General features: G+C 38.2%; 19 protein-coding genes. 11 read left to right on the plus strand and 8 right to left on the minus strand.

What is annotated here, in order from left to right; translation table 11 throughout:
- Positions 1-135 precede the first annotated feature (135 nt).
- The 7 genes from ASU31_RS14395 (at position 136) to ASU31_RS14425 (ending at position 5,844) form a co-directional block, all read left to right on the plus strand.
- Positions 136-951, plus strand: coding sequence for a TerC family protein (locus tag ASU31_RS14395; protein ID WP_057932988.1), 816 nt, complete (start codon positions 136-138; stop codon positions 949-951).
- 94 nt (positions 952-1,045) lie between these two features.
- The gene (locus ASU31_RS14400; RefSeq protein WP_057932989.1) at positions 1,046-1,750 is read left to right on the plus strand and encodes an HAD family hydrolase; all 705 of its coding nucleotides are present in this window, start codon (positions 1,046-1,048) and stop codon (positions 1,748-1,750) included.
- Entirely contained in the window at positions 1,737-2,573 is an 837-nt protein-coding gene (locus ASU31_RS14405; protein WP_057932990.1) for a phosphoribosyltransferase family protein, read from the plus strand. Before ASU31_RS14400 ends, ASU31_RS14405 begins: the two co-directional genes overlap by 14 nt.
- 2 nt (positions 2,574-2,575) lie before the next feature.
- On the plus strand, positions 2,576-3,130 hold the full coding sequence (locus ASU31_RS14410; protein WP_057932991.1) for a TerD family protein: 555 nt from the start codon (positions 2,576-2,578) through the stop codon (positions 3,128-3,130).
- Positions 3,131-3,134: 4 nt separating this feature from the next.
- Positions 3,135-3,749, plus strand: a complete 615-nt coding sequence (locus ASU31_RS14415; RefSeq protein WP_057932992.1) for a TerD family protein — start codon at positions 3,135-3,137, stop codon at positions 3,747-3,749.
- A gap of 27 nt (positions 3,750-3,776) precedes the next feature.
- A complete protein-coding gene (locus tag ASU31_RS14420) occupies positions 3,777-4,874 on the plus strand; it encodes a toxic anion resistance protein (protein WP_057932993.1) in 1,098 nt (365 codons plus the stop codon).
- Positions 4,875-4,881: 7 nt separating this feature from the next.
- On the plus strand, positions 4,882-5,844 hold the full coding sequence (locus ASU31_RS14425) for a hypothetical protein (protein WP_057932994.1): 963 nt from the start codon (positions 4,882-4,884) through the stop codon (positions 5,842-5,844).
- 508 nt (positions 5,845-6,352) lie between these two features.
- Here the strand turns inward: ASU31_RS14425 and ASU31_RS14430 are convergent.
- From ASU31_RS14430 to ASU31_RS14440, 3 genes are all read right to left on the minus strand, one after another.
- The gene (locus ASU31_RS14430) at positions 6,353-7,216 is read right to left on the minus strand and encodes a dienelactone hydrolase family protein (protein WP_057932995.1); all 864 of its coding nucleotides are present in this window, start codon (positions 7,214-7,216) and stop codon (positions 6,353-6,355) included.
- A gap of 62 nt (positions 7,217-7,278) precedes the next feature.
- Positions 7,279-8,280, minus strand: a complete 1,002-nt coding sequence (locus ASU31_RS14435) for a phosphotransferase enzyme family protein (protein ID WP_057932996.1) — start codon at positions 8,278-8,280, stop codon at positions 7,279-7,281.
- Complete coding sequence (locus ASU31_RS14440) at positions 8,280-9,032, minus strand: TlpA family protein disulfide reductase (protein ID WP_057932997.1); 753 nt, start codon at positions 9,030-9,032, stop codon at positions 8,280-8,282. Before ASU31_RS14440 ends, ASU31_RS14435 begins: the two co-directional genes overlap by 1 nt.
- 106 nt (positions 9,033-9,138) lie before the next feature.
- Between ASU31_RS14440 and ASU31_RS14445 the strand changes: the two genes are divergently transcribed.
- The gene (locus tag ASU31_RS14445) at positions 9,139-9,732 is read left to right on the plus strand and encodes a 2OG-Fe(II) oxygenase (RefSeq protein WP_057932998.1); all 594 of its coding nucleotides are present in this window, start codon (positions 9,139-9,141) and stop codon (positions 9,730-9,732) included.
- Between the two features lie 2 nt (positions 9,733-9,734).
- Here the strand turns inward: ASU31_RS14445 and ASU31_RS14450 are convergent, their stop codons facing one another.
- Both ASU31_RS14450 and ASU31_RS14455 read right to left on the minus strand, forming a co-directional pair.
- A complete protein-coding gene (locus ASU31_RS14450) occupies positions 9,735-10,463 on the minus strand; it encodes a LytR/AlgR family response regulator transcription factor (protein WP_057932999.1) in 729 nt (242 codons plus the stop codon).
- On the minus strand, positions 10,460-11,956 hold the full coding sequence (locus ASU31_RS14455; protein WP_057933000.1) for a sensor histidine kinase: 1,497 nt from the start codon (positions 11,954-11,956) through the stop codon (positions 10,460-10,462). The genes ASU31_RS14450 and ASU31_RS14455 overlap by 4 nt, the downstream gene beginning before the upstream one ends.
- Before the next feature lie 344 nt (positions 11,957-12,300).
- Here ASU31_RS14455 and ASU31_RS14460 point away from each other — a divergent pair, with 344 nt between their 5' ends.
- The 3 genes from ASU31_RS14460 to ASU31_RS14470 all read left to right on the plus strand — a co-directional run bounded on the left by ASU31_RS14460 (position 12,301) and on the right by ASU31_RS14470 (position 17,373).
- Complete coding sequence (locus ASU31_RS14460; protein WP_057933001.1) at positions 12,301-13,200, plus strand: ABC transporter ATP-binding protein; 900 nt, start codon at positions 12,301-12,303, stop codon at positions 13,198-13,200.
- The gene (locus tag ASU31_RS14465; RefSeq protein ID WP_057933002.1) at positions 13,197-16,715 is read left to right on the plus strand and encodes a M1 family aminopeptidase; all 3,519 of its coding nucleotides are present in this window, start codon (positions 13,197-13,199) and stop codon (positions 16,713-16,715) included. The genes ASU31_RS14460 and ASU31_RS14465 overlap by 4 nt, the downstream gene beginning before the upstream one ends.
- A 352-nt stretch (positions 16,716-17,067) precedes the next feature.
- Complete coding sequence (locus tag ASU31_RS14470) at positions 17,068-17,373, plus strand: GIY-YIG nuclease family protein (protein ID WP_057933003.1); 306 nt, start codon at positions 17,068-17,070, stop codon at positions 17,371-17,373.
- Between the two features lie 366 nt (positions 17,374-17,739).
- On the opposite strand, the gene ASU31_RS14480 is transcribed toward ASU31_RS14470, so the two are convergent.
- From ASU31_RS14480 to ASU31_RS14490, 3 genes are read right to left on the minus strand one after another with little or no spacing between them, the layout of a single operon-like run.
- A complete protein-coding gene (locus tag ASU31_RS14480) occupies positions 17,740-18,681 on the minus strand; it encodes a helix-turn-helix domain-containing protein (RefSeq protein ID WP_057933005.1) in 942 nt (313 codons plus the stop codon).
- A 26-nt stretch (positions 18,682-18,707) separates the two neighbouring features.
- The gene (locus ASU31_RS14485) at positions 18,708-19,808 is read right to left on the minus strand and encodes an efflux RND transporter periplasmic adaptor subunit (protein ID WP_057933006.1); all 1,101 of its coding nucleotides are present in this window, start codon (positions 19,806-19,808) and stop codon (positions 18,708-18,710) included.
- A gap of 13 nt (positions 19,809-19,821) precedes the next feature.
- Entirely contained in the window at positions 19,822-23,106 is a 3,285-nt protein-coding gene (locus ASU31_RS14490; RefSeq protein ID WP_057933007.1) for an efflux RND transporter permease subunit, read from the minus strand.
- Positions 23,107-23,111 lie beyond the last annotated feature (5 nt).

A 23,111-nucleotide genomic window follows, 5' to 3' on the forward strand; every position in this document is an offset into this window, starting at 1 on the left:
TAACAGTTTTACTGATTAAGTATCTAATCAGTAAAACATTTCAATAAATAAAAAAGATTGAAGCATCGGGATTGATAAAATTTTGTTTCTTTGCTGTCAACTAAAACTTTAATTTAAAACATACACACTCGCTCAATGGATTTTTTGCACACGATTTTAGGTGACGATATACAGGCCGGATTATTAATTATTTTGAATTTAATTGTGATCGAAAGTTTGCTTTCGGTAGACAATGCTGCTGTTTTGGCTACTATGGTAATGGATCTGCCAAAATCGCAAAGAGAAAAGGCATTAAAATATGGTATTATTGGTGCTTACGTTTTTAGGGGGATCTGTTTGTTCCTGGCTGCATGGTTGGTTAAAATCTGGTGGCTAAAACCACTTGGCGGTTTATACCTGTTGTACCTGGCTTTCGATTATTTTAGAAAAAAGAACAATAAAGGCAAGGAAGAAGAAGAGGAAGTAGACAAAAGCAAAAGCTGGATTTATAAATCTACTGTTGGCTTAATGGGGAATTTTTGGGCAACGGTAGCTTTAGTAGAGGTAATGGATCTGGCCTTCTCTATCGATAATGTTTTTGCTGCTGTGGCTTTTACCGATCATATCTGGTTAATCTATATTGGTGTTTTTATCGGGATTTTGGCTATGCGTTTTGTGGCACAGGCTTTTGTTAAACTGATGGAGAAATTTACCTTTTTAGAAACGATAGCATTCATCGTAATTGCTGTTTTAGGAATTAAACTTACTTCATCATTAGTAACACATTTCTATCCCGAATCGCCTATTTCTCATGCTATCGAAGGTGAAAAAACAGATCTTTTTGTCTCTATCTTTACGGTAGCCATTTTCATTATACCAGTATTAACGTCCTTATTGTTTAACTATCCCAAAAAACACAAAAGCGATATCATCATTTCGGACGATGCCGAAAAGGTATTGGATAAATCTTAAATTATAGGGCTTATCTGTGATAAATCTTACAATTAAACGTTGGTAATATTACAATCAAATTTGTAATATTAGAATTTATAGGAAACAGGGTGCAATGGCTTTTTACAAACATTACTCATTCGATCTTTGGTTAACGTTGATTAAATCAAATCCAGCGTATAAACAGGAGCGGACACAATATTTTTACCAGAAATTTAATACTAAGCATAAAAATTTAGCAGAAATTGCTGTTATTTTTCGTCAGGTAGATTTAATGGTAAACGCCATTAATGAGCGGACAGGGAAAAATGTGGATGCTGATGAAATGTATTTAATGATCATCAGTATGATCAATGATTATGATTTCAATTTTCATGATGTAGATCTGCAGGAGATTGATCACGACATGGAACAACTGGTTTTTACCCACATGCCTTTGCTATATAGCGATAGTTCTTTGACCGTATTGGAACAGCTTAAGTCAACGGGTTTAAGTTCGACCAATATTTTAAGCAATACTGGTTTTATAAAAGGGAAAACCTTAAAAAAAGTAATCAATCATTTGGGGATCGATAAGTTTATCGATTTTCAACTGTATTCTGATGAAGTAAGGATGTCTAAACCCAATACCCGATTTTTTCAGTTGATGTTAGATACCATCGACAGGAGAAAACATCCGGAGTTAATGTTAAAAGATGTAATCCATGTTGGCGATAACCCGCATGCTGATGTTCGTGGGGCAGAAGCAATGGGAATTAACAGTATGCTCATCAATTCTAATCACCTATCTATCTCACACCTACTCTATGATACCGTATAATTTCTCACTCCATAAAATAGACAATACAGTCGATTTTGGCTTTAGTGCCGACGATTACAGTCGCTTTAAGTTTGGCGATGACCTGGTGGCCCGATCTTTTGGAAAAGACCTCGCCGATGGCTTTATCCGCTATTATTTAGCTGATAATGTAATTACCGATCAGATTGTGGTTATCTCTAGTCCTTATAGTTTTATTCCAACGGCAACCTTCGCCATGAAAAACTATTTCGTTTGCCAGCTTAACCGTTGGCTGGTCGAAAATGGTGGCTTGGCGGTACAGGAAACCAAAGTGCACAGAACCATTACTTATAAAGAAGATTATGGTGAGTTAAGTGCCGAAGAAAGGCTTTCATTGATTGGAAATGATTCATTCCACATTGATAAAGATTTTCTCGCGGGTAAAACACTTTTATTTCTGGATGATATTAGAATTACCGGAAGCCATGAGCGGATGATCTTAAAAATGGCTAAGGAATACGGTTTAAAGAATGAAATGCATATGCTTTATTTCGCCGAACTGGTCAATAAAAATATCCATCCCAATGTAGAGAATTTTCTGAATTACCATCAGATCAAATCTATTTTTGATCTGGAAGAAATTATCGATAGCGGCAATTTCAGGTTTAATACCCGTATTGTAAAATACATTTTAAATACTACTTCGAGCAGTTTTAATCTATTTTTAGAACGTAGAAGTACCGATTTTATCAATCAGCTTTACGATCTGTCCTTAGGGAATAACTACCATACCATAGAAGCGTATTCTAAAAATTTACATCTTATAAAAGACTATATCAAAAACAACAATTATAAATTAATTTAAATATGGCTATTAATTTGCAAAAGGGGCAAAGAGAAAATATCGATGCTCCTAAATTTACAATAGGTTTAGGTTGGGATACCAACAGCTCTTCAACAGGTTCTGCATTCGATTTAGATGCTTCAATTTTTTTACTAAACGATCAGAAAAAACTAATTTCAGACGAAAACTTTGTATTCTACAATAATTTGGTTTCTCCAGATGGTTCGGTAGAGCATACAGGTGATAACTTAACCGGTGATGGCGATGGCGATGATGAGCAGATCAAAATTGATTTAACCAAAGCTGATGCTAAAGTAAACGAGATCTGTATTGTGGTAACCATCCACGATGCTGATAACAGAAGACAGAATTTTGGTCAGGTTAGAAACTCTTTCATCCGTATTTTTGATGCCGTAACCAATGAGGTGATCTTAAAATACGAATTAGAAGAAGATTTCTCTATCGAAACAGCAGTAGAATTTGGAAGAATTTACAAGCGCGAAGGCAAATGGAAATTTGAAGCTGTTGGCGTAGGTATGAAAGGTGGTTTACAGGATTATTTAAACAAATATCAATAATATTATGGCAATAAATCTTCAAAAAGGACAACGTATCAGTCTGGAAAAAAGTAATGGCAGCAAACTTCAGAATGTTTGTGTAGGTATTAACTGGGGCGCCATTGAAAAGAAAGGCCTTTTCGGTTTCGGATCATCAAAAGAAGCGGTAGATTTAGATGGAAGCTGTGCATTATACAACGAAAACAAACAACTTTTAGAGGTCGTTTATTTTGGTAACCTAAAGTCTAAAAATGGTTCTGTAAAACATAGCGGCGATGATTTAACCGGCGATATGGGCGGCGATGATGGCTTAGATAACGAGATTATCACACTTGATTTCTCTCAGTTGGATGCCAATGTAAACTATGTTGCCTTTGTATTGAATAGTTTTAGGGGCCATGATTTTGGTACGATCCCTTTTGCGTCAATCCGCATTTATGAGGGCACAACAAAACGTGTTAACGAAGTTTTTGCTAAATTCGATATTGCTAACGGAGCCAACTTTGCTGGTCACGTATCGATGGTAATGGGTGTTTTTTACAAGAAAAACGGCGAATGGAAATTTAATGCCATTGGCGAACCAACCAAAGATAAGAAACTCGAAGAGACCGTTAAAACCGTAACTCAAAACTATTTATAAGCCATAAGGCTGGTAATTAATCAAACTATGGAAACCAACCCAAACGTTACCCAAGCCCTTACTCCGGTTAAACTGGATAAAGATGGCAATGTGGATCTCGAGAAAATAACCTCAGAGGAAACGCTTAAATACAATGAGATTGGAAAATCGTTAGAACCATCAGATGTAAATTCTATCCTGAATTACGGAAGCGATGCCCAAAACTCAATGGAGAAATACAGTAACGAGTTTTTATCGTCTGTACGGACCTATAACAGTGGCGAAGTTGGCGGTTTAATTAACGAACTGCTTACCGAACTGAATTATATCGATGTTTCAGAATTGGAGCAAAGTGCATTTAAGAACTTTATTTCTAAAATCCCGTTTTTAAAAAGCCTTGTTGTTGATGTAAAAAAACTTTTCCAGAAGTATGATGTGGTGGTGAATAATATTGATAAAATCACCAACAAAATTAAAGCTGGAAGGTTAAACTCCATTAAAGACAACAGTTCGCTGCAAACCATGTTCGATAGCAATGTAGGTTATATTCACCAAATGGAGGAACTGATTATTGCCGGACAGATGAAATACAACGAGCTGAGCATCAAACTTGCTGAGATGGAAGGCCGACCTGCCGATTACCAGGATTATGAAATTGCCGATTTAAGGGATTTTATTAGCCGTTTGGATAAAAGACTGGCCGACATGAAAATTGTTCGTTTCATCATGTTGCAATCTTTAGCGCAAATCCGTGTGGTACAGAACAACAATACTTCAATTGCAGAAAAAGCACAGTCGATTGTATCTACAACCATTCCGGTATGGAAAAACCAATTGACCATTGCTGTTGCTTTACAAAGGCAAAAAGCCAACGTAGAGATGCAGAAGAAAATTTCGGATACCACGAATACTATTTTGCAGAAAAATGCTGAGATGCTAAAACAAAACAGTATCGATGTAGCCAAAGAGAATGAAAAAACAGTAGTATCTTTGGAAACCTTGAAACAAACCACTTCATCGTTGATTGAAACGCTTAATGAGGTTAAACAGATCCATGAAGCGGGTGCACAGAGTAGAAGAGTGTTAGATGGCGAACTTAAAACTTTGGAAACAGAGTTGAAAAAGAACGTTACGAGGGTGAGTTAATTAAAATATGGATGAATACCGTTTAAATATTATCAAAAAATCAAGCGCAGAGATCAACCGTTTACAGTTGCTCTCTGTGTTTTTTGATGATGAGGTGATTTATAAAATTTATTTAAGAAGCCAGGTTATTCATCAACTTTTTGCCAACAACGAAGAATTAGAGATCGAAAAATTAGATCTTTTCCATCTTCAGTTTACCGATAGCGTGATCGAACTGCTCAAAAAGATTAAAAAGAGCAATGAGAAAAACGTATCGCTTATTTACGATGAAATTGACCTGAATGAAGAGCTGATCGACCGCATGGCAGGTGCGCTTGTTGATCAGAAAAGTTATCAGCAGGATAAACAAAAGCAATCGTTAAAAGTGAACCTATCGCTCCGGAAACTATTTAGTGTGCTTTCTGATCTAAGTTCCGATTTTCCTTTCTCCAAAAATATCAACGTTTTTAGCTCTAAATACGCCAACGATTTTTATTTCGATCTCACCACCGATCAATTTGCTAAACTGATTGATTTTCAAAGTAAACAGGTGTATACCAATGTTTATGCAACCATCGAGAAAAAACTGATGGGCAAATTGTGTAAGTACGATTTTCGGACCGAATTTTATATTGGTTTAAAATCGGGTGAACTGGTAATTGAAGTATATAAATTTTTAGATATAGACAGTTATTACCTGTTTTTTCCAAGCAGAAACCTGTTCTTGTTCTGCGATTTAACCATTTTGAAAGATTTGGATATGTCTAATAACCTTTCAGAGCGGGAGCGGATTGTACAAGAACTGCAATATAAAAACGATAAGTTAAAAAGTAATGCTGCGGTTTTAAAAACGGCAATTCCCAATGAGGTTGTTAATTTGTTAGAAGATAGTTACGGTAAAATATCGGACATTAATTTCCTAAACCACCTCAATAATTTCGATGTACAATCGAATATTTTGAAGACCATGCTGAAGACGGATTTGTTTTAGGGTTGGTTTTTGCCACCTAAGACACCTGAGCGCAGCTAAGAAGTATCGTGCGGATTAATTATCACTGTCGCAAGAAATCGTCATTGCTGTAAGGGCTTATGCCAGGTTAGTTAAGTTTTTTGGAAATCAGTTCCAGTACTTTTTTGGTATTGTCAGTCCCGCTTTTTATTCCAAGTCCTCGCTCGTGCCTCGCTGTGGGCTTTACATTGCAATCGGGTTTAAGGGGCAGAGTTAGTGGTACTATTAAGAGATTCCAATTCTATGTGCCTACCTTTGTTAAATAAACCCGACAGAGCGGAATAGCCCGCAACGCAGTGAGGACTATAAGCGATGGCGGGGCTGCAGCACCTGTGAAACACCGAACGCAGATTTCCAAAATAGAGAAGTCGTTATTGTGGAGAGGAACGACAAAGCAATCTTAAAACGTTTGTTAATCATCCTTTCGCATTAAGATTGCTTCGTCGGCTGAAAAAGCCTTCTCGCAATGACGATCTTGTGATAGAAATTACTACCTCGTTAATACCGCCAGTTTCTGTTTAAACAGATCAATTGTTCTGCTCCAGGCCAGTTTTGCTGCGGCTTCGTTATACCTCGTAGGTGAGGTATTGTTGTTAAAGGCATGGTTTACACCATCGTAGATGTAAATTTTGTAATCAATTTTATTGTCTTTTAATGCCTGCTCATAAGCTGGAATCCCGGCATTAATGCGTTCATCCAAGCCGCCATAATGCAGCATTAAACTCGCTTTAATTTTAGGAACATCTGCCACATTGGCCTGCGCGCCGTAATAAGCAACAGCTGCCTGCAGTTTAGGATCGTTAACCGCTAATTTATTGGCCATTCCACCGCCCCAACAAAAACCAACACAGCCTACTTTACCGTTGCCGTCTTTTCTATTGCGTAAATAGTCTAATCCTTTTAAATAGTTCTGTAAATTCTTTTCAGGATCTAATTTACCGATCAACTCGCGTCCCTTATCTTCATCCGTAGGGGTTCCACCAAGCGGCGAAAGCGCATCAACACCAAGGGCCAGGAAACCTTCGGCGGCAACACGTTTGGTTACATCAATAATATGTGGATTTAAGCCCCTGTTTTCATGAATAACCAGTACGCACCCTAAGTTCTTTTTGCCTTTTGGCTTGGCCAGTACAGCTTTCATTTCACCATCAACACCAGTATAGGTAATATTTTCAACTTCGATATCATCACTGTTAAAATCTGCTGCAGCGGCATAATTATTCTCTAGCATAGGTAGAATAGTCATGGCCAATGCTGTGCTACCAGCCAGGATAGCCAGTTTTCTCATAAAGTCTTTTCTGCTTACCTGGCTATGGGTATACTCATCGTACAGGTTGATTATTTTCTGATCCATCTTATTGATTTTGAATTACCATACAAGATAAACAAGGATGTTGAGATTTGGGGTAGCATTGCCTAAAAGTTACAATACATTTCTTCCCATTTTTTAATCAGCGTTACACGGTGTTTCGTATATCGAGGGGTTAAGAAGGCATTCGACCAATCATCGTAATTATCATAAAAGAATTTCAGGAAGAAAATATGAAAGGTGATCCCGAGATAGAGAATAGCTTTCAATTCGTCATCAGTTAACGGCCTAACTTGCTGGTAAGCATTTAAAAAGGTATTGAAATCTTTTTCTGCCTGTTCTTTGGAGATTAGGTTATTCAATTGATGGAAGAAATAATGGTTAAGGAACGACATTAAATCGTTAATCAGATAACCTTCACCTGCAAAATCGAAATCAAAAAAGGTAATTTTTCCTGCTTCATCAAAATGGAAGTTTTTAGGGAAAAAATCATAGTGGCAATAACCATAGCTGAACTTTGAAGTATCAAATCCTTCGAACTTTTTAACCACTTTATCGGCAATGCTGGTCAGGTATTCAAATTCCTCAGGCATTTCTGCAAAATGAGGTTTTAAATCGCGCAGTGGCTCAAATAATGTGGTTTCGAAGTTGAATACAGGACGTGGATTACTAAGCTTAATTGAAGCGGTAGTTCGGTGTAATTTAGCAATATCTTGTCCCAATTGGATAAGGTGTGCGTTTTCCAGATCCAAAATCACTTTTCCTTCAGCAAAAGAAAATAGTACACCGTTTCTTAAGCCTTCTATAGCATTAAACTGTTGAATTTGTTTCCCATTTACATCAGTTAAGGGGTAGGACACTGAGTTTCTGTTTTTCCTTAAAATATTGAGCAATTCTACTTCAGCTTCAATTTCATTGCGTTTGCGGTGTGCATCGCGGTAGATTTTGAAGATATATTTCTGACTTTCATTTTCCAGAATATAGGTGTCGCTTACATTTCTGATGAGTAATCGGCAGGTTGTAGATGGATCTAACCGATAAGCTTCAATTAAATGATCTTTTAAGGCAGTGGCTGATAAGGTAGAGTATTGTGCGGGGAAAATGTTCATTATTGTTGTAAAACAGCTTTTATAGCATTTTTTAATCCAGGAATGGTGATTTGTGAACTACCTGCAATGGCATATCTGATTACATGGTTTTTATCGGTGACAATATATGACGGATAGCTTTTTATTTGATAAGCATTGGCAATAGCACGGCCCGAGCTAATTAATTCTGCATATAGCAAAGGTTTTTCTTTTAATTTAGCTGTAGCAACTGTCTGATCGTCAGTTGTAATTGCCAGGACTAATAAGTCTTTTGTGTTATCTACCTGCTTTAGAAAGGTGCTAATATCTGCAAAGGCTTCTGTGCAAGGAGGACAGTTTGCATACCAGAATATCAAAACAATAGCCTTGTTTTCAATCTTTTCTTTTTCATAAAATGCAGTTAGCGTAGAAATGTCTAATGTTTTGCCTTCAGCGATAGCAGAATTATTAATTTTCATCAATTCTTTTATCATTTCATATCTTTTGAATTGTTCTTCTTGAGATATTTTCTTTAAAAAGGCTTTAGTTGTTGGTAGAGATGGATTTCCATCATAGTTAATTGAATATTCTCCGGTATTCATCACCTTGCTATACTGATAATAGCGGAGTGCTTTCCCCGTTTCATCATATACAATTCTGTTAGTGTCGAGATTAGTACGCAACATTGATGTGGATACCCTAACTACTTTTTTTTGAACAGATTTTGACGTGTCTTGGGCGAAAATAATGGCATAAGAAAAAATTGATAGTAAGAGCGTAAATAGATATTTCATGAGATTTGAGTTTTGTATGCAATTTAACAATTAGTTTTAAGATTAGCCATTAAATAAGACTACCTTACACCCCTTAGGCACGTTGTTTTAAGATTAAACCAATCTGTTGAAAAAAATATTTGATTGCCTTATCGATAGTTTTATCGTAGATAAAGTGGGTATAGCCGAGAACTTTTTAAGTGTTTCTTTAGCGGCCCATCTTAAAGATAACCTGATCGGGTTATTTGAAAATAAAAAACTTTTAAATGCGGGTGTAGGCAACGATACGATTATTAATCAGGATAAATTGATTAGAAGTGATGTGATTTACTGGTTAGATAGAGCGCATAACAACCAACACGAAAATGATTTCTTCGACCTGATGGATGAATTTGTGGTTTATCTAAACCGTACCTGTTATACGGGTATCACCGGATACGAATTTCATTATACACTTTACGAATCGGGCACGTTCTACAAAAAACATATCGATCAGTTTCAGCACAACGGGAGCCGGCAATACTCGATGATTATGTATCTGAACAGCGATTGGAAAATAGAAGATGGAGGAGAGCTGCGCATTTACCATGTTGATGAGGAGCAGAATATCTCGCCCAATAACGGTAAAAGTGTTTTCTTTAAGAGTTCAGATCTGGCACACGAGGTTTTGCTTACCAATAAAAAAAGGATGAGTATTACAGGTTGGTTAAAGATTGGTTAAATTTAATCTTCTATATCGAGCAGCTGTTTGATCATCCCTTTATAATTTTTACCGACAGGAACCTCCTGACCGTTTTTGAGCACAATGGTGTTACCTTCTAAATAATCGACATATTTTTTGTTGAGAATAAAAGATTTATGAATTCGGATAAAATAACCGGCTGGTAACTGATCTTCAAAACTGGCCAATGTTCTGGGTGTTAGCAGAAAATCACCGTTTTTCCAAACCTTAACATAATTACCCAGGCTTTCCAGGTATTGTATTTCTTCGGTTTTTACCAGGATGTATTTTTTGTCTGCTTTAATAGAGATTTGCCCATAGCTTTTAGCCTCTGTTTTTTCGGTTTCAATAGGACCAGCAGTTTGTTTTTTAAGGTTGTATAACTCCAGCGCCCGGTTAACGGCTTTTAAAAAACGGTCGAACCGGAAGGGTTTTAACAGGTAATCGCAAACGGCCAGATCAAAACTCTCTAAAGCGTATTCTTCATATGCCGAGGTAATAATGACAAGCGGTTTATGTGGTAAGGTTCTCAAAAAATCCAGGCCGTTTAGTTTGGGCATCCGAATATCCAGGAAAATTAAATCCACCTGCTGTTTATTCAAAAAATCTAAGGCCGCTGTAGCCCGGTAACAATCACCAACTATGTTAATAAAGGGAATATCTTTCGCATACTCGGTTATTACACCGTGTGCAAGAGGTTCATCATCTACTATTAAGCAACGTAAGCTCATGTTAACTGGAGTTTGAGTTCTGCCTTAAAGATATTAGCAATGGTGGTAATTTCCAATGTATAACGGTTAGGATAAAGCAATTCGAGTCTCTTTCTCAAATTATCAATCCCAATTCCTTTAATTTCGTTTACTTCTTCAGGGTCGAAGGAGTTCTCGCAACTGAAAACAAGTGTGTTATCATTGCTGATTAATGATAGTTTCAAACTGGCAGTATCATCCGCAGGTTCTATACCATGTTTAAATGCATTTTCGATAAGCACGATTAGCAAGAGGGGCGCAATATCTACCTGATCATTTTTAACCTGTTTATTAAATTCAAAATTTAAGTTTTTTTGTAAACGGATTTGTTGCAGTTGGATGTAATCATCAATGTGATCCAACTCCTGCGAAAGTTTAACTGTTTTTTCCTGCCCTTTGTAAATCGTATAACGCATCAGTTCTGATAATTGCAAAATACTTTCGGGTGTTTTATCCGATTTCTGCAAGCTCAAAGCATAAAGATTGTTAAGCGTATTAAAGAAAAAATGTGGATTAAGCTGTTGTTTTAATAAATCAAGTTCAGTTTGCGATTTTTCTTTCTCTAAAGAGAGAATCCTATTATTTTGTTTTCCCCATTGCATCGCCAAAACTATAGGTAAACTGATGAGCATGATGGCAAAGGCACCAAAAGCATTTTCCAATTCGAATGGGTTAGTTACGAATATACTTCGGCCAAAAACCGTGTTAATAGGCAGCGAAATTAACAATTGGGCCAATAAGGGATAAAGAACAGCAATAATGGCAGAAAGTGTTAAAAGGTAAATGAACAAACCCTTCTCTTTGAGTATTTTAGATACGAGTAAACGGCTATTGATCAGGAAAAGCAGGTATCCGCATAAATACATAATCAGGAATTGTGAAAAGAAGCCTAAAAATGTCCCAAAATTGAACAACAACAGTTTAATGTCGAATTCGAAACCAACCAAACGGAAGCCTTTCCTTTGATAAATCGGGTTATCTAAACTCGAAACGGCCATTACGGAAATGGTTGCAGCAAGTAGAATGATGGTAATGAGGACGGCATTTTCCAGGCCAATTTTTTTGATCCATTTAATGTGCTGCACTTTTTTCTGGTAGTACTGATTAGCAATCAACATGATTTCGAGGGCGACTGCCGCCAAAGCTGTTGAAATAAAAACAGTATTGTCAAGCTTCGCAATTTGCAGGTAAAATGCAATATCAGTAAAAAGCGGAAGCAGGATGAAGAAGCAAGTGCACCAGTGAGCAACATATCGATTTCGACTGAGGACGCTTTTTAGTCTGGTTTTAAGAAAAGAAAAAATAAGTACAGGGAGCAAACAGAAACCCAAAGCCAAAATGCAGCTGGCATAGGTAAACCAAATATTGGTGGTTAAGCTGTAAGTGTTAAAAATGGCTATCCACAACAAAAGGCCAACAAATATGAAAAAATCCTGGTATTTATAGTTGTAGCTGAAATTTTTTGTACTGAGCATTTTGTTAAAATAGGATAATATTATTTAAAAAAGATGTCATCCTGTCCAAAGGACTCCTGTGGAGAGCGTAGTCGAAGGACAATCTTTTTTGATTGATCTAATTGTATGAGGGCTTCGACTCCGCTAAGCCTGACAATCTCAGCGTGACTAATCTTTCAACAATCTTTAAAGTTATGAAAGTTTGAAGTTCACATAAAATTTAGATGATGAAAGGCACGTTTTTGATGATGAAAGGAATTTTAACCTTATTTTATGCTTTGATCATCATTTTAAATGCGTTGGTCACTTAAATTATCTGCTGTGGTTTTACCTGTCTAATTTGCGTCCATCTTATATTAATTAATATGGCACGGCTTAAAATACAGCAACTTACAAAATCTTATCAAAATGGGGTAAAGGCCCTTGATGATGTTACCATGAACATTGCAAATGGCATGTTTGGCTTATTGGGCCCGAATGGCGCAGGTAAATCGTCGCTTATGCGCACACTTGCAACCTTACAGCTACCAGACGCTGGTCAGGTTCATTTTGATGGAAATGATGTGCTGCAAAATCCGCAGGAAATGCGGAATAAACTGGGTTATTTGCCGCAGGATTTTGGTGTATATCCTAAAATTTCAGCGCTTGATCTGTTAAACCACCTGGCTGTGTTAAAAGGCCTGCAGCATAAAAATGAAAGAAAAGAACAAGTGACTTCTCTTCTGCAACAGACCAATTTATTTGAAGTAAGAAAAAGGTCTGTTAGCACCTTTTCTGGTGGTATGCGACAGCGTTTCGGCATTGCGCAAGCTTTACTGGGCAACCCGCAGTTAATTATTGTTGATGAGCCCACCGCAGGTCTCGACCCACAGGAAAGGAACAGGTTCCATGATCTGTTAAGTGAAATTGGTGCCAACCGTGTGGTTATCTTATCCACCCACATTGTAGAGGATGTGAACGACCTTTGTGCTGAAATGGCCGTGATGGCCAATGGAAAGTTGATTTTACAAGGGAAACCTTCAGACTTAACCCAAAAATTAGATGGAAAAATCTGGCGAAGGGTAATCGATAAGGCAGAGCTGGCACAATATTCATCCGTTTTTAATGTAATTTCTACCAGGATTATTTCGGGTAGGTTAAACGTATTTATACTGGCAGATCAATTTCCTGTACCAGGTTTCGAACCTCTTTACCCTAGTTTGGAAGAAGTGTATTTTTCTTCATTATTTGGCTCTGCCAATCAAAATCTGGAGGTTAGGCTATGATTATAGATTTACTAAAATTTGAACTGAAATACCATTTCGGGCAGATATCGTTCAAAGTAGCCGCCCTTTTGTTTTTTATTTTGGGCTATTTCTGTGTGGTACAGGGTGGATTTGGCTCGGAAGACGTGCATAAAAATTCGCCATATGTCATCACCAACATCATCGCCCTGCTTTCGCTTTTCTCTATCTTTTCGGGTACCTTATTTAGTGCTAATGTGGTGCTGAGGGACAGTATGTATAAAATGGAAGCAGTTGTTTTTACTACTTCGATCAAAAAACTCCCTTATTTTGCCGTAAGGTTTTTAGGCCTCATCATTTCAGTTTTTAGTTTACTCGTGCTGGTGGCGTTGGGTATTTACGTTGGCACTTTCTTTATCGATGCCGATCGGTTAAGTAGTTTTCAGATCACTTACTTTCTACAACCACTTTTAGTTTTTGCATTACCTAATGTACTGTTCTCTGCAGGTATTTTATTCTGTACTGCCATATTAACCAAAAATGTAAGGGCAATTTATGTGGTAGGTGTGTTAATTTACATTTTGTATATGCTTGCTTCGATATTTGGCAATTCGCCATTGCTGGCCACCTCGACAATGAAAGCAAGTAGTCCCGATATTTTACCTATACTTTTAGATCCTTTTGCATTAGCCTCGTTTTTTGGCGAAACCAGAACCTGGACGGATCTACAGCGCAATCAACAATTATTCCCGTTAGAGGGCGCATTTTTGCTCAACAGGCTCCTGTGGATTGGTTTTACAGCCTTGCTAGTGCTGATTACCTACCGTTTATTCAATTTTCGTTTGCAGCAGCCACGGCAGGTAAAAATTAAGACAGTTAAAGTAGAACAGATTAAATTAATCCCTTATCGTGCTTTAGCCGTATTGTCAAATGGTTTTCGTTATCATGTGAACACGTTTTTCGCGCAGCTTAAACTCGAAATGATATTCCTGTTTAAAAACATCCCTATTATGGTAATGCTCTTGTTGTGGGTTTTTATATTTGGGGTAGAGTTAAAAGACGAGCTATTCAGTGGTGTTTATGGTATTCATAGCTATCCGGCAACAGGCATCATCATCGAAGAAATACGTTCAATGAAATTTGGATTGGTCTTGATTATTTTTTACGCAGCAGAAGCCATTAGCAGAGAAAAAGCAGTAAATATTCATCCGTTAATTTACAGTACACCTGTTCAGAATTCAGCTTTCTGGATGGCAAAAACTATGAGTCTTTTTGCACTGGTTTTTATCCTCGTCACTTTAAATATTGGGATTGGTATTGTTCTGCAGCTTACACATGGCTATTTCCAGATCGAATTGCCCCTATATTTATCGTTGTACTATTACAGCGCATTCCCTCTGTTGCTTTTTGTGGTACTTATAATTTTTATCCAGAATTTAAGTGCGAACAAGTATCTCGGTATGTTGCTGAGCATGATTGTTGTTTTCCTGGTTTCGTATGCCGAAAGGTTTGGCTTAGCACACTATCTTTTCCGCTTTGCAACAGTACCTGATTTATTACATTCTTATTTTAATGGTTTTGGATATTATGCGAGCGCATTTAACTGGTATATGCTGTATTGGTTGGCCTTTGTAATTGTTGTTGCTGTTTTAACCATTGGGCTGTGGCAGCGTTCGGTTGAAATTAAGACTAGTGCGAGATTCGCATCAGTGGGTTTAGCATTTAAGCAACATAAATGGATTACTGTTTTAGCATTGGTAGCTTGGCTTTTCTGTGGGGCATTTATTTATCATCAAACCAATATCGTTGGTAAATATAAAAATAAACAGGAGCGCTTAGATTGGAGCCTGGCTTATGAGCAGAAATATAAAGCGCTGGCAGGCCTGCCCCAACCTGTAATTAAAGCTGTTAAAACCAATGTAGATTTATATCCTAACGAAGGAAAATATACCATTAAAGGTGCCTATCGCCTAAAAAATGAATCAAAATTGCCTATTGCCAAAATATGGACCTATATGAGCCCTGCTGTAAATTCATTTTCTATAACCATTAAAGGAAGTGAAAAAAGCGAAAGAGATGAAGTATTTAATCAGCAGTTTATCACTTTAAAAACACCATTGCAACCTAATGAAGAAGTCATGATGGATTTTTCAATTGAAGTAATCCGCTCTGGATTTATTCCCTTTAATAGCGAAAACTCGATCGTAAAAAATGGTGCCTATATTGAACTGGAGAAAATTGTACCTCAATTTGGTTATTGCTATAACTTTGAGCGTGAAGATAAACGGGCCCGCAAAAAAGCTGGTTTAGCCGAAATAGCCAGCAAGCCCAATTTTAATAATACTTATGAACTGATCGATTTAGAAACCACAATTTCTACGGCTATTGATCAGCAGGTGATTACCGTTGGTGAATTGCAAAAGAACTGGATAACCAATAACCGAAGGTATTTTAAGTACAAAACTTCGATCCCCATAAATTTTATGTTTGCCTTAAGTAGTGCAAAGTATGCAGTAAAAAAGGAAAAGTACAAGGGGGTAGATCTGAGGGTGTATTATCAGCCTGGACAAGAGTATAACTTGAAAAGTATATTTAGAGGCGTAAAAGATGCCTTAGATTATGGTAATATGAATTTTGCTAAATATCCATTAAAACAATTAACTATTGCCGAGATTCCTCAATATAAAGGTGCTGCAACAGCTTACCCCGGAGTAGTTTTCAGTGCAGAGAACATTAATTTCCTGGGAAATTATAGTCAGAAAGGTGCTATTGATCAAAGTTATGCCATAACTGCGCACGAAACTGCACACCAATGGTGGGCAAATATATTGGCTCCTGCTGATGGTGCAGGTTATGCCATGCTCACCGAATCGTTGGCTAAATACACCGAAAATGTGCTGATTGAAAAGGCTTTTGGCAAAATGTATTTGAGGAAATATTTGGCTTACGATAATAACCTCTACTTTTTAAACCGGAATAATAACGAAAAGGAGCTACCCTTGGCCAAAACCTTAGATCAGCCTTATGTACATTACCAAAAGGGAGGATTAACGATGTATGCGGTGAAAGAATTAATGGGAGAGCAGAAATTCAATGCAATATTGAGTCAGCTTATTGTCGATCATGAAAACCCGAAGCCAAAAGCTACAGCAACCGATCTGGTTAATGCGCTTTTAAAGGAAGCTTTGCCTAAGCATAAAAAGTTTATCACCGATTGTTTTAATGAGGTGGTTACATATGATTTGGGTATTAAAGTGATCAATTGTAAAAAGCAGAGTAGCGGAAAATTTAAAATTGATCTTGAAATTGATGCAGAAAGGTTAAGTAGTGGCAACAAACAATTGCCCGATCTTGAGGTGGATGTGGCCTGTTTTGATCAATTGGAAATAGCTTGGGAAGCTGATACGAAACCTGTATACGCCCGGAAGTTTCAAATTAACCAGCGTAAAACCAAACTTTCAATCATTGTCGACCGTAAACCAAAAACAATAGCTATTGATCCTTATGGATATGTATTGGATGCTGATAAAAGCGATCACGTAGCTGTGGTGGATTAAAAGGAATTGCTAATACAGGAGATTCTCATTCAAAGATGCGTCCTGCTGAACTTGTTTCAGCATCTATTTTGAAAATCATTATTGATAAGACCCTGAAACAAGTTCAGGGTGACGACCCTCCCCATGGATTCCAGGTTCGTTACGCTTGTTCGAAATGACGATTTTTCTATGCTACAATTCGCTATTAAGCCTATTTCCCCTAGTTTCGTCATTTCGAGCGGAGCGCAGCGCAGTCGAGAAATCTATTGCGTTAAATTTTTCAGTTCTGCAACCGACGAATACTGGTTGCACTACAATCTAAATGAAGATATTTTTTAGTTGAAATAACGATTTTCTCTGTAATTTCATAAATATGGAACTCGGAGGATGGATCTACATCATGACCAATTATGAAAAAACGACATTATACATTGGCGTAACCTCCGATCTAAGAAGCCGTGTTTACGATCATCAAAATAAAATTTATCCCGATTCCTTCACTGCTAAGTATAATTTGATTTATTGTGTTTATTTCGAGGATTTTCAATCGATCGAAGAGGCCATCAATCGGGAGAAGCAATTAAAAAAATGGAATAGATCAAAGAAAGAAACGCTAATTAATAATTTTAATAAGAATTGGAACGATTTAACTGAAGTTATAAATGAGTGGGATGAATAATGGGGGATTTAAGTGGTTTAATTTGTCTTGATAGATTTCTCCATTCCGCAACTGGTGAAGAACCAGTTAACTTCAGTCGAAATGACGACCTTTCTAGTATATTCTTCGGAGGTATAATTCTTCAAGTTTCGTCATTTCGAACGGAGCGCAGTATAGTTGGGAACCACGAAGTGCTTAGTGAAGCTAAATCTAACTTGATAGATTTCTCCATTCCGCTTCCGGTGAAGAATCGGTTGGCTTCAGTCGAAATGACGAAACTACCAGGGATGATGGACCATTTAGTTATCGGTCAATAAAAAAGCGCCGTTTCCTCATTTAAGGATTGGCGCTTCACTTGTTAAACGACTAGGTTTAATACGATTATGATCAATTTGCTCTAAAACCTTTTGGGGTGCATTGCATCTGACGTTTAAAAAATATATTAAAATTTGCCGGGTACTCGAAACCCAAACAATAAGCGATCTGTGCAATATTCCATTCGGTATGTTTCAGCAAAGCCACTGCTTCGGTTGCTATCCTTCTAGAAATGTGCTCAGAAGTGGTTTTGCCCGTTACTTCTTTTACCGCATGGTTTAAGTGATTTACATGCACCAATAAGCGGAAGGCAAAATCGTGGGCTGTTTTCAACTCCAGAATATGCTCTGTAGAACCAATTGGGAACTGCCTTTCCAATAATTCGATAAATAAGGAAGTTAAACGCGCAGATGCATTATTCTGTTTAAAAACAACATCCTGAGGTTTAACTTTTAGTGCTTCATGAACGATAAGCTGCACATAGTTTCTTAACAGATCGTATTTATGGATGTAATCGCCATCCATTTCTTTCATCATTTTAGTAAAGATATCGGTTAAGATAACTTCCTGCTCTTCACTAATGTGGATTACAGGGCTATCATTAATCCGCCATAATAAAGAATCGCGGAGGGTTTCGTTACGGTTATGGATAAAATTTTCGGTAAACAAACAGAAGAAACCAGCAGGTTTTGGCGAAGTACTTTCCCATGAATATGGAATATTCGGATTGGTAAACAGTAACGCCCGTCCTTTAATTTCAATCTGCGCATCAGGATAATGCAAAATCCCATTGCCTATGATCAGCGAAATCTTATAAAAATCTCTGCGGCTAAAAACAGATGGTACATTACTGCAAACAGTAGTCCGGTTAAAAACATTAAAGTGCCCGATATCATTAATCATCCCTAAACTTGGCGTAGGAATTTCAGGCCTTGTGATTTTTAATTTATTATAAAAATCCTCTAATGTTTCCTTTTTTTGAAGGGTAGAAAGCTCTTGATTTTTTGATAACATATTTTAAGTGCTTAATACAAGTAAAGTTATGGTTTAATCGTCATTCCTTCGTGCATTTCTTCGGTTGGTTCTGCCACTAATTTGTCACCTTCTGTTAAATCGCCAAAAATTTCTACTTTATCGTCGGTTTCACGGCCTTTTTTTACGCCCACTTTTACGGCTTTATTATCGGCTACTTTTAACACGAATAATCCTTCGCTGGTATCCAATAAAGCTTTTTTGGAAATAATAAAGGTGCTGGCATTGGCCGGAAGTGGAATGTTCACCTCAGCAACCATTCCCGGTAATAAAACTTTTGAAACATTTGGTACATCCATTTCAATACGCTCAGCACGCAAGCGTAAATCTAATGCGCCTGATAAACGTTTTACTTTGGCCTTGAAGGTCTGGCTGGGCAAAGATTTAACCGTAAAACTAATCTCATCACCAGCTTTTAAATATCCGGTATAAACTTCTGGAATGGAAACAGCCAAGCGCAGATTTTTCTGATCCTGTAAAGTAAATAGAGGTAAATCAGAGCCTTTACCCGTTGGGCCAACATAGGCGCCTAAATTCACATTCCTTGCTGAAATAATGCCACTGAAGGGTGCCCTGATGGTTAAATAATCCTGAACTGAACCCACTTCTTTGTAAGCCGCTTTTGCTGCTTCAAGTTGTGCAAGGTCTGCATTTTTTTTCGCCATCGCCTGGTCTAGGTCGTTTGTAGAGATCGTTCCAGGGGTTTTACTGGTTTCGTACAAGCGGTTGTAATTCGCTTTGCTTGCAGTATAAATGGCTTCCTGTGCTTTTATCCGCGACTGCGTTGCCGCGAGTTGGGAGGTCATTTCAGGTGCTTCCAAAGTCATCAGCAATTGACCTTTACTTACTTCTGAGCCGATATCAACTTTTAAGGTTTTTACGAAGCTGCTTACTTTAGCATACAGATCAACTTGTTGCAAAGCAATTAATTCGCCTGGCAAACTCAGTTTGGTAGATAACTTCTCTTTTTTAAGATCGAAGGTAGCTATAGTTGTTTCTTTTTCTTTCTTGGGTGTCACTTTCGATTCGGAGCGCCCACAGCCATACATAGCCGTTAACACTAAAAATCCTGTACTTAATAATCCTGTTGAAAATATCTTCGTATTCATTTGTGATGATGATTTATTCTTTTTCTTGTAAACCTTTAATGTAATGGATGCTTTCTTCGTCTTCCGGATCAAGCGACATCGAATCGGTAGTCTGTTTTCCCTGAACCCATGCAAATACCAATGGCAATATAATGAGTACGGCGAATGTTGAGGCCAGTAAACCACCAATAACGGCTCTGCCCAAGGGAGAAACCGCTCCGCCACCTTCACCATGACCGATGGCCATTGGCAACATACCCGCAATCATCGCAATACTCGTCATGATAATTGGACGTAAGCGTAATGCTGCGGCTTCCCGTGCCGATTCGAGCGCATTGCCATTGTGCTTTCTTAGTTGCTCTGCATTGGTGATGAGCAATACCGCATTAGCGATAGATACACCAACCGACATGATAATCCCCATATACGATTGCAGGTTCAAGGTTGATCCGGTAATGGTTAATAACAATAGTGAGCCTAAAATAACTGCTGGTACAGTGGCTAAAATAACCAATGGAACTTTAAAAGACTGGAAATTAGCTGCCAGCATCAGGAAAATTACAACTATAGCCACAAATAAACCAGATTGTAAACTGTCTAGAGTATCTGTTAATACTTTACTTAGACCGATGGCCGTAACATTTAATCCCCTTGGCAGTTCGCCGACGTCTTTTATGGCTTTTTCTACATCTTTTGATGCTGCACCCAGATCCATATGGTAAAGGTTTGCCGTTACTGATAAGAAAGGCATAGCACCAATGTTATCGTTTTCGCCAGCCGTGGTATCAGGGGTAATTTTTGCAACATCGCTCAAAACTGGTCGTGCCGAATTTTTCAATAGCGGAATCTCTCCAATATCATCTTTACTGGTCATTTGGTTCAGTGGTACCTGAACCTGAACACTATAAGGCAAAGCCGCTTTTTCATCTAACCAGATATTTTTATCCGTATAACGGGATGATGAAGTTGAAGCAATCAATGATCTCGAAATATCGGCCATATCTACCCCAATCTGTGCAGCACGGGTCCTGTCGATATCGATATTTAACGATGGATATTTAATGGGCTGTGCGAGCTGAACATCGCGCATGTAAGGTATTTCTTTTAGTTCTGCGAGGATTTTGTTTGCATACTTTTCATTCAGCTTTTTGTTTTTGCCTGCAATACGCACTTCAACAGGGGTAGGAGAGCCTTGGCTCAATACCTTATCCGTTAGCTCTATCGGCTCGAAAGAAAGTTTAACATCAGGCAGAACTTTTTTGATTTTCTCCCTGAACTGATCTTTAAAATCATCCATATCTTCTTCGAAGTCTTTTAAACTTACCTGGAAAACAGCTTCATGCGGACCTGCCATAAACTGGTAGATCGGGTTTACCGAAAACTGGGCAGGGTGTTGACCAACATAAACAGAAGAAATGCCCATGTGTTCTTCTCCAACCATTTTTTTCAGCTCAGCCAAAACCACATTCGCTTTTTCTTCGGTACGTTCTAAACGTGTTCCATCAGGTGCACGTAAACGCAACTGAAACTGACTTGAGTTAACTCTTGGCAAAACATCGCGACCAATATTAGCCAGTAATAGTGCTGCTAAACCGATAATTACCACCAGATAAACCAAAACAACAGATCTTCGGTAAGGCAGTATCCGATCAAGGAAACGCATAAAACGGTTCCGGAACCGATCAAAGAAACCAATTTTGCCATTGCCACTAAAATCTTCACGCTCAACCAGTACTCTTTTTTGGTTCAAGGTATCTTTTTCCGATTCGAGTGTAATGCCGGTTGCTGCAAAATCAGCCTCATCCTGTGTAACACCTGGGTGGTGTTCACTACCTTTTTTAGGGTGTGCAACCATTAGCCAGTTGGCCATAATTGGTACGAAAGTTTGTGATAACAGGAATGAAACCACCATCGAAAAGCCGATTGCCAATGCTAAGGGTAAGAATAGTGCCCCTGGTATGCCGGTCATAGTAAAGGCAGGTGCAAATACGGCAAGGATACAAAACAGGATTAACAGTTTCGGGAAAGCAATTTCCTTACAGGCATCCCAAATGGCCAGGGCCTTGGGTTTGCCCATATCAAAATGCTGGTGGATGTTTTCTATCGTTACCGTCGATTCGTCTACCAGAATACCAATGGCTAAAGCCAATCCGCTCAGGGTCATGATGTTGATTGTTTGTCCGAATAATTTCAGGAACAAAACACCGGCAATAATAGATGTTGGGATGGTGAGGATTACGATCAATGCCGCACGTTTATCGCCCAGGAAAAGTAAAACCATCAAACCTGTTAATATCGCACCGATTGCGCCCTCACTGATCAGACTTTTTACGGCGTTGATTACATAAACAGACTGGTCAAACTCATAAGAAAGCTTAACATCTTCCGGTAAGGTATTTTGGATATTCGGTAGGTTTTTCTTTAAGTTTTTAACCACATCCCAGGTGGAGGCATCTCCAGATTTGGCAATACTTAAATACACCGAGCGTTTGCCGTTGATTAAAGCATAACCTGCTACTAAATCGGCTCCATCTTTAACGGTTGCTACATCTCGGAGCTGCAAATTTTGTACACTGCCTTTAAATAAGGGAATGTTCTCAAAATCTTTAACCTTTTTAATGGTATAATTGGTTGGTGTGATATAGTTTTTATCGCCTATCCTCACATTTCCTGAAGGTGCGGTCTGGTTATTTAGCCTGATGGCTTCAACCACTTGGTCTACTGTTAGGTTATGTGAACGCAAAAGTGACGGATTCACATTGATTTCTATCGTTCTCGGACTACCTCCAAAAGGGGCAGGAGAGAGCAAGCCTGGTATAGCTGAAAAACTAGGTCGCACATAAGTATTGGCCAGATCCTGCAGTTCGTTGTTGGTGCGGATAGGGCTGCTTAATACCAATTGCCCAACGGGAAGCGATGAAGCATCAAAACGGATAACAAAGGGCGGTTGTGAACCTGGCGGGAAAATGGCCTGCGCCCTGGTAGATAATGCACTTAGTTCTGCAGCTGCCTGGGCCATATTGGTGCCTTCGTAATAGGTTAGCTTCATTAACATTAAACCCTGCGTATTTTTGGTTTCGATACTTTTGATACCGTTTGCAAAAAGTAAGATGTTAACGTACTGTTTACCAAAGTAAGCCTCCATTTGGTCGGGAGTATAACCCCCAAAAGGGTGCGCAATATAAATTACCGGAAGGTTCATCTGCGGAAGGATATCAACCTTGATCTGATTGATGGCTCCTATACCGAAAAAGAACAATCCAGCTACTAAAACTAAGATGGATATGGGCTTGCGGAGTGCGAAACGTATTAAATTCATGTATA

This window comes from Pedobacter ginsenosidimutans (genome assembly GCF_001442625.1).
GTDB lineage: Bacteria > Bacteroidota > Bacteroidia > Sphingobacteriales > Sphingobacteriaceae > Pedobacter > Pedobacter ginsenosidimutans.

What these genes read in the sequence shown, in the direction of transcription:
- ASU31_RS14395 (WP_057932988.1), top strand. Translation starts at nt 136, where the DNA reads ATGGATTTTTTGCACACGATTTTAGGTGACGATATACAGGCCGGATTA.
- ASU31_RS14400 (WP_057932989.1), top strand. Translation starts at nt 1,046, where the DNA reads ATGGCTTTTTACAAACATTACTCATTCGATCTTTGGTTAACGTTGATT.
- ASU31_RS14405 (WP_057932990.1), top strand. Translation starts at nt 1,737, where the DNA reads ATGATACCGTATAATTTCTCACTCCATAAAATAGACAATACAGTCGAT.
- ASU31_RS14410 (WP_057932991.1), top strand. Translation starts at nt 2,576, where the DNA reads ATGGCTATTAATTTGCAAAAGGGGCAAAGAGAAAATATCGATGCTCCT.
- ASU31_RS14415 (WP_057932992.1), top strand. Translation starts at nt 3,135, where the DNA reads ATGGCAATAAATCTTCAAAAAGGACAACGTATCAGTCTGGAAAAAAGT.
- ASU31_RS14420 (WP_057932993.1), top strand. Translation starts at nt 3,777, where the DNA reads ATGGAAACCAACCCAAACGTTACCCAAGCCCTTACTCCGGTTAAACTG.
- ASU31_RS14425 (WP_057932994.1), top strand. Translation starts at nt 4,882, where the DNA reads ATGGATGAATACCGTTTAAATATTATCAAAAAATCAAGCGCAGAGATC.
- ASU31_RS14430 (WP_057932995.1), bottom strand. Translation starts at nt 7,216, where the DNA reads ATGGATCAGAAAATAATCAACCTGTACGATGAGTATACCCATAGCCAG.
- ASU31_RS14435 (WP_057932996.1), bottom strand. Translation starts at nt 8,280, where the DNA reads ATGAACATTTTCCCCGCACAATACTCTACCTTATCAGCCACTGCCTTA.
- ASU31_RS14440 (WP_057932997.1), bottom strand. Translation starts at nt 9,032, where the DNA reads ATGAAATATCTATTTACGCTCTTACTATCAATTTTTTCTTATGCCATT.
- ASU31_RS14450 (WP_057932999.1), bottom strand. Translation starts at nt 10,463, where the DNA reads ATGAGCTTACGTTGCTTAATAGTAGATGATGAACCTCTTGCACACGGT.
- ASU31_RS14455 (WP_057933000.1), bottom strand. Translation starts at nt 11,956, where the DNA reads ATGCTCAGTACAAAAAATTTCAGCTACAACTATAAATACCAGGATTTT.
- ASU31_RS14460 (WP_057933001.1), top strand. Translation starts at nt 12,301, where the DNA reads ATGGCACGGCTTAAAATACAGCAACTTACAAAATCTTATCAAAATGGG.
- ASU31_RS14465 (WP_057933002.1), top strand. Translation starts at nt 13,197, where the DNA reads ATGATTATAGATTTACTAAAATTTGAACTGAAATACCATTTCGGGCAG.
- ASU31_RS14470 (WP_057933003.1), top strand. Translation starts at nt 17,068, where the DNA reads ATGGAACTCGGAGGATGGATCTACATCATGACCAATTATGAAAAAACG.
- ASU31_RS14480 (WP_057933005.1), bottom strand. Translation starts at nt 18,681, where the DNA reads ATGTTATCAAAAAATCAAGAGCTTTCTACCCTTCAAAAAAAGGAAACA.
- ASU31_RS14485 (WP_057933006.1), bottom strand. Translation starts at nt 19,808, where the DNA reads ATGAATACGAAGATATTTTCAACAGGATTATTAAGTACAGGATTTTTA.
- ASU31_RS14490 (WP_057933007.1), bottom strand. Translation starts at nt 23,106, where the DNA reads ATGAATTTAATACGTTTCGCACTCCGCAAGCCCATATCCATCTTAGTT.